Annotated in this window: 10 protein-coding genes; 4 read left to right on the top strand and 6 right to left on the bottom strand. The window is 67.8% G+C overall.

What is annotated here, in order from left to right; translation table 11 throughout:
- Window positions 1–69: 69 nt before the first annotated feature.
- Window positions 70–1935, bottom strand: coding sequence for an Hsp70 family protein (locus BW39_RS19770; protein ID WP_043823814.1), 1866 nt, complete (start codon window positions 1933–1935; stop codon window positions 70–72).
- A 2-nt stretch (window positions 1936–1937) separates the two neighbouring features.
- The gene (locus BW39_RS19765; protein WP_043823813.1) at window positions 1938–2621 is read right to left on the bottom strand and encodes a DUF2760 domain-containing protein; all 684 of its coding nucleotides are present in this window, start codon (window positions 2619–2621) and stop codon (window positions 1938–1940) included.
- 196 nt (window positions 2622–2817) lie between these two features.
- Here BW39_RS19765 and BW39_RS31750 point away from each other — a divergent pair, with 196 nt between their 5' ends.
- The 3 genes from BW39_RS31750 to BW39_RS19755 all read left to right on the top strand — a co-directional run bounded on the left by BW39_RS31750 (window position 2818) and on the right by BW39_RS19755 (window position 4803).
- Window positions 2818–2967 (top strand): hypothetical protein, encoded by a 150-nt coding sequence (locus BW39_RS31750; protein WP_013800628.1) that lies wholly within the window; start codon window positions 2818–2820, stop codon window positions 2965–2967.
- A 155-nt stretch (window positions 2968–3122) separates the two neighbouring features.
- Window positions 3123–3998 (top strand): hypothetical protein, encoded by an 876-nt coding sequence (locus tag BW39_RS19760; protein WP_043823815.1) that lies wholly within the window; start codon window positions 3123–3125, stop codon window positions 3996–3998.
- Between the two features lie 100 nt (window positions 3999–4098).
- Window positions 4099–4803, top strand: coding sequence for a riboflavin synthase (locus BW39_RS19755; protein WP_012207520.1), 705 nt, complete (start codon window positions 4099–4101; stop codon window positions 4801–4803).
- Window positions 4804–4816: 13 nt separating this feature from the next.
- On the opposite strand, the gene BW39_RS19750 is transcribed toward BW39_RS19755, so the two are convergent.
- Window positions 4817–7336 carry a heavy metal translocating P-type ATPase gene (locus BW39_RS19750; protein ID WP_043823812.1) on the bottom strand — a complete coding sequence of 840 codons (2520 nt, stop codon included), beginning with the start codon at window positions 7334–7336 and terminating at the stop codon, window positions 4817–4819.
- 148 nt (window positions 7337–7484) lie between these two features.
- Between BW39_RS19750 and BW39_RS19745 the strand changes: the two genes are divergently transcribed.
- Window positions 7485–9395 (top strand): bifunctional metallophosphatase/5'-nucleotidase, encoded by a 1911-nt coding sequence (locus BW39_RS19745; protein ID WP_043823811.1) that lies wholly within the window; start codon window positions 7485–7487, stop codon window positions 9393–9395.
- A gap of 821 nt (window positions 9396–10216) precedes the next feature.
- Here the strand turns inward: BW39_RS19745 and ggt are convergent.
- From ggt to BW39_RS19730, 3 genes are all read right to left on the bottom strand, one after another.
- Window positions 10217–12205 carry a gamma-glutamyltransferase gene (gene ggt, locus BW39_RS19740; protein ID WP_043823810.1) on the bottom strand — a complete coding sequence of 663 codons (1989 nt, stop codon included), beginning with the start codon at window positions 12203–12205 and terminating at the stop codon, window positions 10217–10219.
- A 232-nt stretch (window positions 12206–12437) separates the two neighbouring features.
- A complete protein-coding gene (locus BW39_RS31745; protein ID WP_043823809.1) occupies window positions 12438–14165 on the bottom strand; it encodes a molecular chaperone DnaJ in 1728 nt (575 codons plus the stop codon).
- A 2-nt stretch (window positions 14166–14167) separates the two neighbouring features.
- Window positions 14168–15886 carry a molecular chaperone HscC gene (locus BW39_RS19730; RefSeq protein WP_043823808.1) on the bottom strand — a complete coding sequence of 573 codons (1719 nt, stop codon included), beginning with the start codon at window positions 15884–15886 and terminating at the stop codon, window positions 14168–14170.
- Between the last annotated feature and the right edge of the window lie 170 nt (window positions 15887–16056).

Genomic DNA, 16056 nt, shown 5'->3' with positions numbered 1-16056 from the left:
GTATCAGGCATATCGGCAGTCATACAGGGCACGGTGCGCGGCCCGGACCGGGCCTGCCGCCGGGGCGGGCTACGCTACATCGGCCCGCACGTCGAACTCCACCTTCCAGCGTTCTTCGCCACCCACGGGCACGGCGTTGAGCTCCAGCGTGCCGATGTCGGTCACGCGTGCATGCAGGGTGACGGGCACGATCTCGCCGGGCGCACGGCCTTCGGCGGGCAGGTGGGCCTCGATCTCCTGCAGCTCGACCAGTTCCTCTGGGCCCCAGAAGTCCAGCACGGTGCCGACCTGGTCGGCGCGGCGCACGGAGGAGCCGAAAAAGCGCAGGCGCACGGGCTCGCCCACGACCAGGCCGAATTCCTGGGTGTCCAGCGCCACCTCGGTGCCCTCTTCCATGCCGAAGGGCGCCAGGCACAGGGCCGAGATGGGCGGCTCCATGCCGGGGATGGCGGGCATGTTGCTTTCCACGCCCACGTAATAGCTCTGCGCCGTGCCGCCACGGATGCGCACGCCACGGCCCGCAGCCGCCACATGGCCGAAGTAGGCGGCGCCGCGCGCCACGGCCAGGTCCAGGTTGGCGCCGTCCAGCAGGCGCGCGGGTTGCGCGCCTTCGCCGGCCAGCCAGCCGTTGACGACTTCCAGGATGCGCTGCTCGATCTGCGGCGCCTTGAGCACGCCGCCGTTGAACAGGATGGCCGAGGGATGCAGGAAGGACGCGCCCTCGAGCTGCGTGCCCTTGAGGCCTTCGATCTGCTCGGTGGCGCCGGCCTGGCGCGAGAGGAAGGCCGCCAGGTGGCGCGTGACGGCCGCGTCCTGCGCATACGGCAGGCCCAGCTGGGTCAGCGCGGCGCGCGCGCGGGTCTGGGGCTTGTCGGAGACGGCGGCGCGCGGGAAGAAGCCTTCCACCAGCATCTGCAGCACCTCGTCACGCGTGACCTCGGTGCGGATGCTGCCGCCGATGAGCTTGCTGCCCCGGCTGGGCACGACCACGGGCACGGACTGCAGCGAGGCGTCGGCCAGCAGTTGCTCCTTGGCCTGGCGGCAGCCATGGGCCAGGGCGCGGGTCTGCCAGGCGTCGAGCTGCCTGCCCTCCTGGGCCAGCTTGCGCGCCACGCCGTAGGCCAGGGCCAGGTCCATGTTGTCGCCGCCCAGCAGGATGTGCTCGCCCACGGCCACGCGCTGCAGCTCCAGGCCGCCGTCCTTTTCCAGCACGGCGATCAGCGACAGGTCGGTGGTGCCGCCGCCCACGTCCACGACGAGGATGATCTCGCCGCTTTGCACCTGCTTGCGCCACTGGCCGCCGCTGGCCTGGATCCAGCTGTACAGCGCAGCCTGGGGTTCCTCCAGCAGCGTGAGCTTCTGGAAGCCCGCCGCGCGGCAGGCCTCGGCCGTCAGCTCGCGCGCGGCCGGGTCGAACGAGGCGGGAATGGTCACCGTCACATCCTGGGCGTCGAACGGCGCCTCGGGATGGGCCTGCTCCCAGGCCCAGCGCAGGTGCGACAGGTAGCGGATGGAGGCGGTCAGGGGCGAGACGCGGTGCACCTCCTCGGGCGCATCGGCCGGCAGCAGGGGCGAGCGGCGGTCCACGCCCGGATGGCACAGCCAGCTCTTGGCGCTGGAGACCAGCCGGATCGGCGTGGCCGCGCCGCGCGATCGCGCGAACTCGCCCACCACGAAGTCCTGGCTGGCGCCCCAGGGCAGGGCCATGTCGGCCGCAGTCAGCTCGCTTTCATGCGGCAGGTAAAGGAAGGACGGCAGCAGCGGGCGCGCCTCCACGCTGGAGGGGCCGGTGAGCTGGGGAATGTCCAGCACGCCCTGCTCCACCTTCTCGCCATCGCTGGCCTGGCGGTCCACATAGGAGAGCGCGCAATGCGTGGTGCCCAGGTCGATGCCGATGCTGTAGCGCGCCTGGGAGGATTGACGGGACTGGTTCATGCTCACAGCTCCACCTCGGCCTGGGCCACGATGGCGGCAGCCTTGTGATCGGTGAGCTGGGGCAGGCGGACATCGTCCACGCGCCAGCCGCGGTGGCCCAGCGTGCCCGTGAAGGGTGCCTGGCCGACCACGTTGCCCGTCAGGCGCACGGCGGCGGCATCAAAGCCTGCGGCCAGCGTGACGCGGCTGCCTTCGGCCTCGGCACGCACGGGGGCGATGCTGAAATGCTCGCGCAGCACCTTGCGGCAGCCTTCGTGCACCACGCGCGCTGCGGCGCCGATCTCGGCATCGGCATAGCCGGCCACGTCTTCCTGCACGAAGTCCACAAAGCGCGCCTCGCGCTGCAGCAGGCCCAGCAGCTGCAGGGCGGCAGTGCCAGCGGGTGCGGCCGGCTCCACGACGGTCTTTTCGACGATCTTCTCGACCGGCACCTCGACACGCTTTTCAACCACTTTCTCGACCACCTTTTCGACAGGCACCTCGACACGGACCTCGACGATCCGGTCCACGGGCACCTCCACGCGCACCTCCTTGGGTGCGGGCGGCGGCACGTCGGCGGCCAGCGGCTCGCCGTCGCGCAGGCGGGACACATCGGCGGCCAGGGGGCCGTTGCCGAGGATGGCGAAGAAACTGCCGATCGCGATGGCGATGCGGCTCAGGAACGAGGGGGGAGTCTTGGAATTCATGGGCTTCTCTTGGCGAGAGGACCCTGCCGGGCCGATCGCCGCGCAGCAGGGCAACCGGGCGCCGATGGTCCTCCACCGGGCGCCCGCAGGGTCCGTGATGTTACCCAAAGCAACGAAGCCCCGTCCTGTACACGGCCCCATGCCCCCGTGCGCAAATGGCCTCGCGGCATAATCGCGGCTGCTCCTGCCCCTGTCCATGGCCCATACACGCCTTTTCCGCCACGCCCCGACCCGCTGCACCGCCTTGCGCGCGCAGCGGCCGCAGCGCGTGCACGGCGTGCCCACGGCCTTCATCAGCCTGTGCGGCTTCACGGCCCTGCTTTCCGCCGCCGTGCGGAAAGCCTGAGGTCCAACCCCAGCTTCCCGCACGGCCCCCGCAGCGAATCCCGCATGCGAAGCGCATGCCAGGAGCTGCCGGCCCACGCCCCGCATCTCCCTGGCCTGCACGCCTTTTCGGCCGCGCCGCCGCATGGCGCAGCCGCCTTGACCCCGGAGCCGATGATGGACATGGAACTCTCCCAAAACTTTCTGCGTGCCAAAAGCCCCTGCGCGGCGGGCTTTCGCTGGTTCGTGCGCAACCGCCATGACGGCAACGACTACCAGCGCGTGCTCGACGCCCTGGTGGGCGATGGCCGCGTCGAGGACGCGCGCTGGCTCATGAACCAGTTCGGCCCCACCGACGCCGTGCTGGAGGTCGATCACCTGGAGGCCGATGCCCTGGTGTTCGCGGGCAGCGTCGTCGTGCATGGCGAGCTGCGCGTGCCCGGCCTGCTGGCCGTGGGCCGCACGCTGCAGGCCGGCGCCGGCATCCACGCCGGCCGCATCGAGGCCGGCCAGGACCTGCACAGTGGCGGCGCCATCTTCTGCAGCGGCCCGCTGCAGGCCGGCGGCCTGGTCAAGGCCGCCTGGAGCGTGGACGTGCACGAGGAACTGCGCGCCGAGGACGTGCGCGCCGGCTGGGAGCTGCGCTGCGGCGCCGACCTGCGCCTGGGCGGCGGCGCACAGGCCGGCCAGGACATCGAGGTACAGGGCGCCATCCGCTGCGGCAAGGGCCTGCGCGCGGGCGGCAGCATCCGCGCCAGCGGCCTGATCGAGCTGGGCCATGGCCTGTACGCTGGCGCCGACGTGGAAGGCGGCAGCCATATCGAGGTGGACTGGGGCATGCGTGCGCTGGGCGACATCCGCGCGGCCTGCAGCATCCGCGCGGGCGAGACCCTGCATGCCGAAGGCGAGATCGCGGCCGGCCCCGGCTACGGCATCTATGCGGGCATGAACGTGCAGCAGGATGCCTGGCCGTCCTGTGCCTGGGTGCATGCGGCGCAGCGCCCGCCGGCACTGCTCAGCGGCTGGTGGGAGGAGGCAGCGGCACCGGCCTGATGCCCGCAGGGACACGCCGGCCTGCGCCCCCGCAGCGCAGCGCCGCGATGCAAAATACCCGCTTCGCCGCCGACCGGGCGGCTCCAAGGAATCCCACATCGTGTTCACCGGCATCATCCAGGCCGTGGCAAGCATTGCCGCGCTGCGCGACCAGAACGGCCTGCGCACCTTCACCCTCGACTTTCCCGAAGGCTTCTGCCAGGACCTGGCCATCGGCGCCAGCGTCTCCACCGACGGCGTGTGCCTGACGGTGACGGAGATCCTCTCGCCCACGCGCGCCACGTTCGATGTGATGCTGCAAAGCCTGAACATCACCACGCTGGGCGGCTATGCCGTGGGCGGGCGCGTCAATGTGGAGCGCGCGGCAAAGGATGGCGCCGAGATCGGCGGCCATCCGCTGTCGGGCCATGTGGATTTCACCTCGCCCGTGCTGGAAGTGGCCTCCAGCGACACCAACCACCGCATCCGCTTCGGCATTCCCGAGGGCTTTCGCCACTACGTGTTCGCCAAGGGCTACATCGCCATCAACGGCGCCAGCCTCACGGTGTCCGAGGTGGACCGCCAGGCAGGCTGGTTCGAGGTCTGGCTGATCCCCGAGACGCGCCGCATGACCGTGTTCGAGTCCAAGGGCGTGGGCGACCTGCTCAATGTGGAGATCGACCGCAGCACACAGGTCGTGGTGGACACCGTGCGCGAGACCGTGCAGCAAAGCCTGGGCCGCCTGCAGCCCGTGCTAGAAGCCCTGCTCAAGGAAAAAGGCCTGAGCCTGGACGACTTCATAGACGTCCCCAAGCTGCCCGGCTGACTGCCTTCGTCGTTCAACGCCCTGCCGCCAGCGGCGGATTGAAACGCCGCAGGCGCAGCGCGTTGCTGAGCACGAAGACGCTGGACAGCGCCATGGCCCCAGCCGCGAACACGGGCGACAGCAGCGTGCCGTTGACGGGGTACAGCAGCCCCGCGGCCACGGGGATCAGGGCCACGTTGTAGGCAAAGGCCCAGAACAGGTTCTGCCGGATGTTGGCCATGGTGGCCTTGGACAGCGCGATCGCATTGGGCACGCCGCCCAGGTCGCCTGACATCAGCACCACGTCGGCCGCCTCGATGGCGATGTCCGTGCCCGTGCCGATGGCCAGGCCCACATCGGCCTCGGCCAGGGCCGGCGCGTCGTTGATGCCGTCGCCCACATAGGCCAGCGTGCCGTGCTCGGCCTTCAGGCGCTTGACGGCATCGACTTTGCCGCCGGGCAGCACCTCGGCCACCACCTCGTCGATGCCCAGCTGGCGGGCGATGGCCTCGGCCGTGCGGCGGTTGTCGCCGGTGATCATGGCCACCTTCAGGCCCAGGCCGTGCAAAGCGGCAATGGCGGCCGGCGTGCTGTCCTTGATGGGATCGGCCACGGCGATCATGGCGGCCAGACGGCCGTCCACGGCGGCATACAGCGGCGTCTTGCCTTCGTCGCCCAGGCGCGCGGCCTCGTCTGCCAGCGTGTCCACCTGCAGGCCCAATTCGCGCATGAAGCGGTCGGCACCGATCTCCACGCGCACGCCGTCCACCTGGGCGCGCACGCCAAAGCCTGTCACCGATTCAAAGCGATCCACGGCACCCAGCGGCAGATCCTCGGCCTTGGCAGCATCCACGATGGCGCGTGCAATCGGGTGCTCGGAGCGGTCTTCCACGGCCGCCACCAGCGCCAGCACGCGGCTGCGCTCGCCCTCGAAGCCCGGGGCCAGCACCAGGTCGGTCAGCTCGGGGCGGCCGCGCGTCAGCGTGCCCGTCTTGTCCACGGCCACCACGCGGGCGTCCTTGAGGGTCTGCAGGGCCTCGCCCTTGCGCAGCAGCACGCCCATCTGCGCGGCCCGGCCCGTGCCCACCATGATGGAGGTGGGCGTGGCCAGGCCCATGGCACAGGGGCAGGCGATGATGAGCACGGCCACGGCATTGACCAGCGCAAAGCTCAGTGCGGGCGACGGCCCCCAGGCCAGCCATGCGCCGAAGGTCAGCAGGGCCACGGCCATCACGGCCGGCACGAACCACATGGTGACCTGGTCCACCAGCGCCTGTATGGGCAGCTTGGAGCCCTGGGCCTGCTCGACCATGCGGATGATCTGCGCCAGCAGCGTGTCCGCGCCCACCTTGGTGGCGCGAAAGGCCAGAGCGCCGTTCTGGTTCACCGTGCCGCCGACCAGTTCTGCACCCGGGGTTTTCTCGACCGGCACGGGCTCGCCGCTGATCATGGATTCATCGACGAAGCTGCTGCCCTCGATGACCTCGCCATCGACGGGAATGCGCTCGCCGGGCCGCACCTCGATGGTGTCGCCCGCACGCACGGCGGCGATGTCCACCTCCTGCACGGCGCCGTCCTTGCGCACGCGCGCCGTCTTGGCCTGCAGTCGCACCAGGCGGCGGATGGCCTCCGAGGTATTGCCCTTGGCGCGCGCCTCCATGAAGCGGCCCAGCAGAATCAGCGCCACGATCACGGCCGCCGCCTCGTAATACACATTCACCGTGCCGGCCGGCAGCCACTGCGGCACGAAGGTGGCCACCAGCGAATAGGCAAAGGCCGCCGAGGTGCCCACGGCCACCAGCGAATTCATGTCGGGGGCGCCGCGCAGCAGCGCGGGAATGCCCTTCTGGACGAAACGCAGGCCCGGCCCGAACAGCACGATGGCCGACAGCAGGCACTGCAGATACCAGCTGTTCTGGGTGCCGATGGCCTGCCCCACCCAGTGGTGGAAGGCCGGCACCATGTGGCCGCCCATCTCCAGCACGAACACCGGCAGCGCAAACACCGTGGCCACGATCAGCGAGCGCTTGAGCGAGGCCCGCTCGCGCGCCTGGCGCTGCTCCGTGCCGTCTTCGGCCGGCGACTGCGCAGCGCCGCCTTCACTGGCCGGGTTCGCGCTGGCGCCCAGCGGCCGCGCTTCGTACCCGGCCTTGTGCACAGCTGCCACAAGGGCCGCCACACCTGCACTGCCAGCCAGCGTCACCACTGCACGTTCGGTGGCCAGGTTCACGCTGGCCGATTGCACGCCCTCCACCTTTTTCAGCGCACGCTCCACGCGGCCCACGCAGGAGGCGCAGGTCATGCCCTCCACCTCCAGTTCCACGCTGGACTGGGGCACCTCGTAGCCGGCCTTCTCGATGGCTGCAATGGCGGCCGGCAGATCGGCCGCGCCCTCGAAGCGGATGCTGGCCTTTTCGGTGGCCAGGTTGACCACGGCCTCCTGCACGCCGGGCAGCTTCTTGAGCGCGCGTTCCACACGCCCCACGCAGGAGGCGCAGGTCATGCCCTGAACGGGCAGGTCTATGGCCATGCCGGCCTTGGTCGATGCATTCATTGCCTGACTCCTTTGTTCTCGCATGCAGGCACTTTAGAGATTGCCACCATGTCAAGGTCAAGCCCCCTGCAAGGCGATTTCATCGCCGTGTCATCAGCCTTGCCCAGCATCGGCGGCCGTGACAAACCGATACAGAGAGAACCCGTTCATGTCCTTGACCTCCCATCGCCCCGCCCTGCGCCCGCTGGCCGTGGCCCTGGCTGCCTCCGCCCTGATCGCCGGTTGCGGCGGCTCCGGCAACGACACGCCCGCAGGCCAGCCGCTGGAGCTGCGCATTCTGCACATCAACGATCACCACTCCACGCTGGAGTCCAAGAGCAAGACCCTGCAGCTGGACGCCGGCACGGGCAAGGCCGAAGCCGTGGCCGTGGACGCCGCAGGCTTTGCGCGCGTGACCCAGGCCATCGAGGAGCTGGCCGCGCAGTCGCCCAACGTGCTCAAGCTGCACGCCGGCGACGCGCTCACCGGCACGCTGTACTTCAACCGTGCAGGCGCCGACGGCGAGGCCGATGCCGCACTCATGAACACCGTCTGCTTTGACGCCTTCACGCTGGGCAACCACGAGTTCGACAAGGGCGACAGCGGCCTCAAGTCCTTCCTGGACCGCCTGCGCACAGGCACATGCAAGACGCCCGTGCTCAGCGCCAACGTGCGCTTTGGCGCCAACTCGGCCCTGAACGCGGCCAAGGCGCCCGGCTATGTGAACCCCTCCACCGTGGTGGAGCGCGGCGGCCAGAAGATCGGCATCGTCGGCCTGACCATTGCGGGCAAGACCAAGGCATCGTCCAGCCCCGATGCCGACACCACCTTCGAGGACGAGGCTACGGCGGCCCAGCGCGAAATCGACGCGCTGCGCGCCAAGGGCATCAACAAGATCATCGTCATGAGCCATGTGGGCTATGAGTACGACCGCCAGATCGTGCCCAAGCTCAGCGGCGTGGACGTGGTCGTGGGCGGCGACTCGCACACCCTGCTCGGCCCCGACGTGCTCAACACCACGGGCGTGGGCACGCCCGGCGGCGCCTACCCCACGCGCCTGGCCGACAAGGACGGCAGCCCCGTCTGCGTGGTCCAGGCCTGGGAGTACGCCCAGGTCGTCGGCGACCTCAAGGTCCAGTTCGACGCCGACGGCCGCGTCACCCAGTGCACGGGCACGCCCCATGTGCTGATCGGCGACAGCTTCACCATCGCCGGCAAGGCCGCCACCGATGCGCAAAAGACCGCTCTCAAGGCCAGTGCCGCCGCCACCGGCGTGCTGCGCGTGACCACGCCCTCGGCCAAGGCCACCGCCGCGCTGCAGCCGTTCAAGGACAAGGTCGCCCAGTTCAACCTCAAGCAGGTCGCCACCGTGCCCCAGGAACTGTGCTCGCGCCGCGTGCCCGGCGGCGTCGGCACCATGAACTACAGCCAGTCCAGCGCCGCCTGCAATGCCGAAGGCAGCGTCAGCGTGCGCGGCGGCGACATCCAGCAGCTCGTGGCCCAGGCCTACCTGGACGAAGCCAACCGCCACTACGGCGGCGCAGACATCACCCTGCAAAGCGGCGGCGGCGTGCGCATCCCGCTGCTGGGCCAGACCACGGCCGCCCAGGTCATCCAGGTCCTGCCCTTCGGCAACAAGCTGTTCCGCCTGGACATCACCGGCACGGAAGTCAAGGGCATGCTCGAAGACGGCCTGCAGGCCGTGTATGGCCCCAGCGGCACAACCGGCCCCTACCCCTACACGGGCGGCCTGCGCTTTGACGTGAATGCGGCAGCGGCGGCCGGCCAGCGCGTGTCGGGCATCGAGGTGTATGACAACGCGAGCAAGACGTGGAAGCCGCTGGATACGGCGCGCACGTACAAGCTGTTCGTGCTGAGCTTCAATGCCACGGGCGGCGATGGCTACAAGACGCTGGCGGCCGTGCCTGATGCGCGCCGTCTGGACATTGGCGTGCTCGATTCCGATGTGTTCTTCAACTATATCGAGAGGCAGCCGGTGGATGCGGTGTCTGGTCTGCCGCTGCTGTCGCGGCTGCCGATGGATCTGTACAGCACGCGTAGTTTTCAGGGTGGGCGCTGATTAGTTCACGCTCTTTTTTGAGACCCTGCCGGGGGGTTGTTTTTCGAGGCCGGGTCTCGGCCCGGCGGCCGACCTACTTTCCTTTGTTTCGCCACCGGTACGCCGGCCGAAGGAAAGTAGGCAAAGCAAAAGCGACCCGGATGTCCGCGACCCCTTCGCTTCGCTGCGGGGCAACCTGCGTCGTGGCGGTTGCGGGGTTCGCTGCGGAACTCGCTGCGTTCACTGCGTGAACTCCGCTCAGACAACCGCAGCGAGTCAGATCACGAAGCAGTCCTGTCCTTCGGCAGGACTGCAACCCCGCAACCACCACGCCGCAGGCGCTGACATACGGGGGAGTTTTTTCGGGCCGTCGCTGCGCTCGGCCCCATTGACAAAAACAGCCGAGCGCAGCGATGGCGCGTCGGCTGTTTTGCATTTTTGGCTGTTGGCTGTTCCCCAGCCTCCCCCCTTCTGCCCACGCCTGCGTTGGGCGGGATGCGGGGTGGCAAGCCTGCCGCAGGACAGGCTTGCTTCGTTGTCTAGCTCGCCGTGATGTTTGAGTGAAGCGCGCAGCGCGCAACGAGTTTCACGGCGCACCCCGCATCCCGCCCAACGCAGGTCGCCCGCAGCGAAGCGGAGGGTCGTGGGCAGTTCGGGGCGCGCTTCTTTGCCCCGCTTTCTTGTCGCGCGACAAGAAAGCGGGTCGGCCGCCGGGCCGAGACCCGGCCTCGAAAAACAACCACCCGGCAGGGTCAAAAAAAGACCCACCAGCAAACCAGCAAAAAAGGCGCCACCAGCATCCCTGCCAGCAGCGCCTTCCTCAGCCAATCATCAGACCAAGATCAGCGAACGGTATCGCCCAAAACAAGCCCTTCACGGCGCGGATCAGCCCCACCTTCCAGCTGCGCCTGCCCATTGCGCTGCACCCGCAAGATGGTGCCAATACCGCTGGACTGCGCACTGATGGACACCACATGGCCCAGGGCACGCAGGCCGCTGACCAGCGGATCGTCGTTGCCGCCATTGGCCGTGTTGATGTTGGGGTGCTCGCCGCCCACGTTGGTGGTCGGGCTGTTGGCCGCGCCGAAGTCCACCAGCGACGTGGCCTGCTGGGCATCCAGACCCCAGTCCAGCGCGCCGACCAGGGTCTTGGTCACGTACTGGATGATGGTGCTGCCGCCTGGCGAGCCCGTGGCCATCTTGAAGTCGCCGGCGGTGCCGTCGGTCTTCAGGTCGAACACCAGCGTGGGCGCCATGGAGCTGCGCGGGCGCTTGCCCGGCTGCACGCGGTTGGCGACCGGGCCTTCGGTGGTGCTGGGGATGGCAGCAAAGTCGGTCAGCTGGTTGTTGAGCACGAAGCCGCGCGTGACGTGGAAGGAGCCCATGCTGGACTCCACCGTGGTCGTCATGCTCAGTGCGTTGCCCTTGGCATCGACGATGCTCATGTGCGTGGTGCCGGCCTCCTTGACATCGACCACGCCCTGCGAAGGCGTGCCGAAGTTGCCTGCCTGGGCCGTGCCCATGCTCTTGGTCGTGGAGATGAGGGCGGCGCGCTGGCGCAGGTAGCTCTTGTCCAGCATCAGGGCCGGCGAGCCGCCGGGCAGGGGCACGAAGTCGGTGTCGGCCACGTATTTGTCACGGTCGGCATAGGCCAGGCGCAGGGCTTCGCTGACCAGGTGCACGCCCATCACCGAGGGCTTGCCGCCCTCGCCATCGATGGCCGTGGGCGCATAGGCCTTGAGGTCGAAGTTCTCCAGAATGCCCATGGCCTGTGCCACGGCGATGCCGCCGGACGACGGCGGCGGCATGCTGCAGACCATGTAGCGCGCGCGGTAGGTGGTGCAGACGGCCTCGCGGCGCTTGGCCTCGTAGCTGGCCAGATCCTGCAGCGTGGTCTTGCCGGGGGTGATGGGTGCGCCGTCCGAGACGGTCTGCGTCACGCCCACCTTGCTGACGATGGCCTGGGCCAGGTCGCCACGGTAGAAGGCGTCGGCGCCGCCATTGGCGATGCTGCGCAGCGTGTCGGCATAGGGCTGGTTGACGAACTTGACGCCCAGCGCCAGCGGCTTGCCCTGGGCATCGAAGTACAGCTTGGCGGCGTCGGCGTCGCGCGCCAGTTCCACCTTGGAGCCGTCCAGCGCCGCAGCCATGCGGCCGCTGATGGGAAAGCCCTTGCTGGCCAGGTCAATGCCCGAATTGAACAGCTGGGGCCACGCGGTCTTGCCGTAGTCCTTGTGCGCGAGTTCCAGCATGCGCACCACGCCCGGCGTGCCGATGGAGCGGCCGCTGGCGCGCGCCGAGGGCTTGGGCGCAGTCTGGTCGGCGGTGTCGTCCACGTAGCGCAGGTAGTTTTCCGTGGCGGCGGCAGGCGCGGTCTCGCGGCCGTCATAGGCCACGACCTTGCCCGTGGCTGCATCGCGGTAGAGCATGAGGGCGCCACCGCCGATGCCGCTGGACTGCGGCTCCACCAGGCCCAGCACCATCTGCACGGCCACGGCCGCATCCACGGCCGAGCCGCCGGACTTGAGCACCTCGCAACCCGCCTTGGACGCCAGCGGGTTGGCCGTGACCACCATGTACTTGGAGGTGTGCAGGGCCTTCTTGCCGAGGCGGTAGCCCGACGAGGGTTCGGGTGCGGCAGGATCACCGGGCAGGCCCGAGCCCACGACCACGCTGCCATCGCCCGAGGTGATGGCACAGGCGGCCAGGTCGTCCTGGCCCGATCCGCCATTGCCGCCGCCTCCGCACGATGCGAGGAACAGCGGCGTGGCGGCCGCAAGGCCGATCCACTGCCATGCAGGCAGGCGTTGCCTGGAAGGGGGTTGCTTCATGAAATGTCTCCTTGTGGTGCGTGGAATGCGTTGATCTTGTTCACCTGGGGCAGCACCCGCCCGCAGGCTTGCCGCGAGCTTACATCCGTTCCACCACCACTTCGCGCAGATGCAGCCACGCGGTGCAGGACGTCCGTCCGGCGCCTGAGCGACCCGGCATCCATGCAATCTTCATACCAAGCGTGTGCCCTGTTTTAGCGAGCATGAAGGATGCGAGGCAATTGAACTGACGCTAGCGTTCGGAACGCTGCTGCGATGTTTGACGCATGTGTTGTGTTGTCTGCGGGACAGTCTCCGTTGGCAGGCGCCAGTCAAAACCGGCTGCCGTGTTGCCACGCACCAAGGATTCGAGAGGCAACGCAGGTCGCGCCCCATCCGGCCAGGCGTCCGTATGACGCAGAAATGCCCAGAGCGCATCGCTTTCATGCCGCTCTCCATAGGTCACCCTCTCCCTGGCGTTGTCTCGGCCCTCATTCTTGGCGGCGAGCAGCTGCGCCTGGCACCAGGCCACCTCCCGTACCAAGGCAGTCGCCGCAGGTACGTCTCCAAGCTTGAGCCACATGCCTTCCAATGCAAAGGCCCGAATGTTGGCGCAGTAGCTGGGAACCGACCCCACGCGCTCGAATCCGAAAGCTCGGCCATCCTTCGTGTTCAGGCGCAGATAGTCTCCCCAGAGCGGACTGCTATCGATCCACCCCGTCGATGGATCCACCAGCACCCTGGCGATGCGCTCGGCCTGATCCATGCCGCGTTGATCCGGGATGGTGTGCACTCCCTGCGACCTGCAGGACCTCAACGAATAAAGCTTGTTGGACGGCACGTCATGCCAGCCATTCAATCGACGATCCGCATAGGCGTTGACGCATGCCTGCTTCTCCTGCGCGACCTGCTTTCCGCTCGTGCGATCCGCAATGGTGCGGAACACAAAAATCGCAGCCGCCACGATCAGGCCGGCTATCGCCAGCCGAGCTCCAAGCACCTTGAGAGCCAGTCCCGCCAGCTTGGCCCCGGCCACAAGCCCCATTGAGGCACGCGTGCCTATTGGAATCCGGTGCCATGCCAACCCCCAATGATGCAATTGCTCTTCGGGAAGCCACCACTTCAGCCATGATTGCCATTGCTGTTCCACGTAACCCAGAAACCTCGGCGTGAGCAGCAGCTCCCGTGCAGAGTCGGGATTGGGCTCGCCGAGCAAGCCTGTCGCTACTTTGTGCAGCATGGGAGGTAGCCGCGCCAGGCTATCCAGTATGTGTTCGAGTGGCTCCACACCCACCCCTCGGCGGCGCCAGTCGAACACGGCATCTGCGGCCAGCAGCAAGGCGCTGCTGCGCGCCCCGAAGGTCCTGCCGGCGATGCGCCGTGCGAGCTGCCGCTCGAAGGCCTCACGGTTGTCGAAGCCCTGCAATTCCGGCCTTTTCAACAGGATCCGAAGCTCCTGCGTGGCGGCATCCAGCTCCCATGGCTGGAATCGACACTGCCATCCATCCAGCACACGGTTGGCCACATCCTCTGGTGGGTCTGGTGGCTCTGGTGGCTCTGGTGGCTCTGGTGGCTCTGGTGGCTCCGGTGGCTCCGGTGGCTCCGGTGGCTCCGGTGGCTCCGGTGGCTCCGGTGGCTCCGGTGGCTCGGGAGTTTCTGCCAACTCCATCTGTTTGGTTGGCTCGGCATGTTCAGGGCGATCCGGGCCAGGTGCCGGCCTGGCAATGAAAGCCAAAGAGTCTCGGACAAATGCGTCTGCCTGCGGTTCATTCAGCTGCGCTTGGGCGCCAGGCTCCTGCACATTTGCATTTGCCCGCACATGGGCCATTGCCAGCTCGTAAGCGGCGCGCAATTCCATGAAAGCCTGTGGCTGGGACACCTGATCCAGGCCCTTGAGCAACTGCGCGTAAGCCCTGCGCACTGCACGCCCATCAGAGTCGGGGGGCAGCCCAAGTTGTGCGAATGCCTCGCTCAGAGTCATGGCTACTCCAGATCAGGGAGGAACTGGTCAGCCTCGATACTCGCCAGCAGGTCTTCAAGCCGCTTGCGCGGCTGTGCGAACCTGCGCTCATCCTGCGTCTCCAGCGCCACCTCGAGGCCCAGAATTGCATCGGCCAGCAGGCTACGCCACTGGCCAAGCAACTGCGTGTGGTGCCGCTCGGCCCGCGCCATCAGCGCACGCACTTCCAGACGGTCACGCGGGTGCAGCTTGAGCCCCTGCAATCTTTCCAGGCATCTAGACAGCTCCTCCGGAGAGAGCCGCTCGGCCGATGACTCGATCACCAGTTGCTTTACCTGCCCCTGCTGCTGTTCGCCGCGCAGCGGCCAGGCCTCGACTTCCAGCAGACCGTTGGCATCGAGTGTGAAGCGTACGTCGAACGCCACATCGCCGAATTTGCCTCGCGGCAATGGCAGCAGGAGCTTGCCCAGCGCCGTGTTGTCCTGCACACGACGCGCCTCTCCCTGATAGATCTCGATAGCAATCTGCGTTTGGTCCGCCGACACCGGGTAGAAACGCTTCACCCGGCTCGCTGGAACAATGGTGTTGCGCTCCAGCACCGGCGCCATGAAGCCCGTCTGCCGATGTCCGTTGCCCAGTTCCCTGGAGACATGGATTCCGAGCGTATAGGGACAGACATCCGTCATCACCCGCTCGGCCAGCGCCTTGTCGCGCCCGCGCAGCGCGGCCTGCACCGCAGCACCGAGTGCCACGACCTCATCGGGATCGAGCGAGACTTCGGGAAAGCGCCCGAACAGCCGCGTCACCAGCTGCCGCACGGCCAGCAGACGCGTGCTCCCACCGGCGAGCACGACGGCATCCAGCTCCTGCGGGCGAATGCGCGAATCACGCAAGGCGCGCTCGACCGGCTGGCGCATGCGCTCCAGCAACGGTTCAAGTACAGCTTCAAGGTCCCGCAGTGTCCAGGTCATCGCCAGCGACTCGCCATCGACATCGATGCGCATCACGGCAGCTTCCTGTACGGCCAGCCTGCGCTTGGCGGCCTCGGCCGCACGCCGCAGCCGCGCGCCCACCTCAGGCTGGTGCAACTGCTCCTCGGACATGCCCGCATGCTGCGCAAAGCGCCGCACCATGAGCTCATCCACATCCTCGCCGCCCAGGCGGTTGTCGCCCGCCGTGGCGCGCACCTCCATCACGCCCTCGAACAGTTCAAGCACCGACACATCGAACGTGCCGCCGCCCAGGTCGAAGACCAGAAAGCGCCCCTCATCCCGATGCAGCCCGTACGCCAGAGCCGCCGCCGTGGGCTCGTTGAGCAAGGTGATGTTCGCAAACCCCGCCAGCACGCCCGCCGCGCGCGTGGCCTGACGCTGCGCGTCGGCAAAGTAGGCAGGGACGGTGATCACCACGTCCGTCACCACCGCGCCCAGATCGGCTTCCACATCAGCCTTGAGAGATCGCAGCACCAGCGCCGACAACTCCTCGGCACGCATCAGATGCTCACCCAGCCGAAACACCCGCGCCGTGCCCATATCGCGCTTGAACACGGCGCAACTCAGGTGCGGATGGCTCTGCAGCCGTTCACGCGCCGGCTCTCCCACCAGCAGGCGGCCATCGCTGTCCACACTGACGACGGAGGGCGTCAGCACTTTTCCAAGGGCATTGGGCACCAGGCGGGCGCAGCCGTCCTGCCACACCGCCACAAGGCTGTGCGTGGTGCCCAGATCGATACCTACGAACATGTTTTTTCCCCTCTCGAAACATCAGCGTCATTCCAGCCGTGCGCTGACGGCCTCATTCGCAGGCTGTGAACAAAACCTGCTGATACCGGATTAGTTAGCTTGGAGTGATCTACATCCCCTCGATGAGGGTCGCCTGCCGGATCATCCTTGCTGGATGTGCTGTCTTATAA

The sequence above is a fragment of the Delftia sp. RIT313 genome, from assembly GCF_000632165.1.
Classification (GTDB): domain Bacteria; phylum Pseudomonadota; class Gammaproteobacteria; order Burkholderiales; family Burkholderiaceae_C; genus Comamonas; species Comamonas acidovorans.
The sequence above is the reverse complement of the archived record's forward strand: the minus strand, read 5'-3'. Positions and strand labels throughout refer to the sequence as shown.

Bases quoted from the DNA above. Each gene is read 5' to 3' on its own strand.
- BW39_RS31750 (WP_013800628.1), top strand. From the start codon at position 2,818: ATGGCCCATACACGCCTTTTCCGCCACGCCCCGACCCGCTGCACCGCC.
- BW39_RS19770 (WP_043823814.1), bottom strand. From the start codon at position 1,935: ATGAACCAGTCCCGTCAATCCTCCCAGGCGCGCTACAGCATCGGCATC.
- ggt (WP_043823810.1), bottom strand. From the start codon at position 12,205: ATGAAGCAACCCCCTTCCAGGCAACGCCTGCCTGCATGGCAGTGGATC.
- BW39_RS19750 (WP_043823812.1), bottom strand. From the start codon at position 7,336: ATGAATGCATCGACCAAGGCCGGCATGGCCATAGACCTGCCCGTTCAG.
- BW39_RS19765 (WP_043823813.1), bottom strand. From the start codon at position 2,621: ATGAATTCCAAGACTCCCCCCTCGTTCCTGAGCCGCATCGCCATCGCG.
- BW39_RS19730 (WP_043823808.1), bottom strand. From the start codon at position 15,886: ATGTTCGTAGGTATCGATCTGGGCACCACGCACAGCCTTGTGGCGGTG.
- BW39_RS19745 (WP_043823811.1), top strand. From the start codon at position 7,485: ATGTCCTTGACCTCCCATCGCCCCGCCCTGCGCCCGCTGGCCGTGGCC.
- BW39_RS19760 (WP_043823815.1), top strand. From the start codon at position 3,123: ATGGACATGGAACTCTCCCAAAACTTTCTGCGTGCCAAAAGCCCCTGC.
- BW39_RS31745 (WP_043823809.1), bottom strand. From the start codon at position 14,165: ATGACTCTGAGCGAGGCATTCGCACAACTTGGGCTGCCCCCCGACTCT.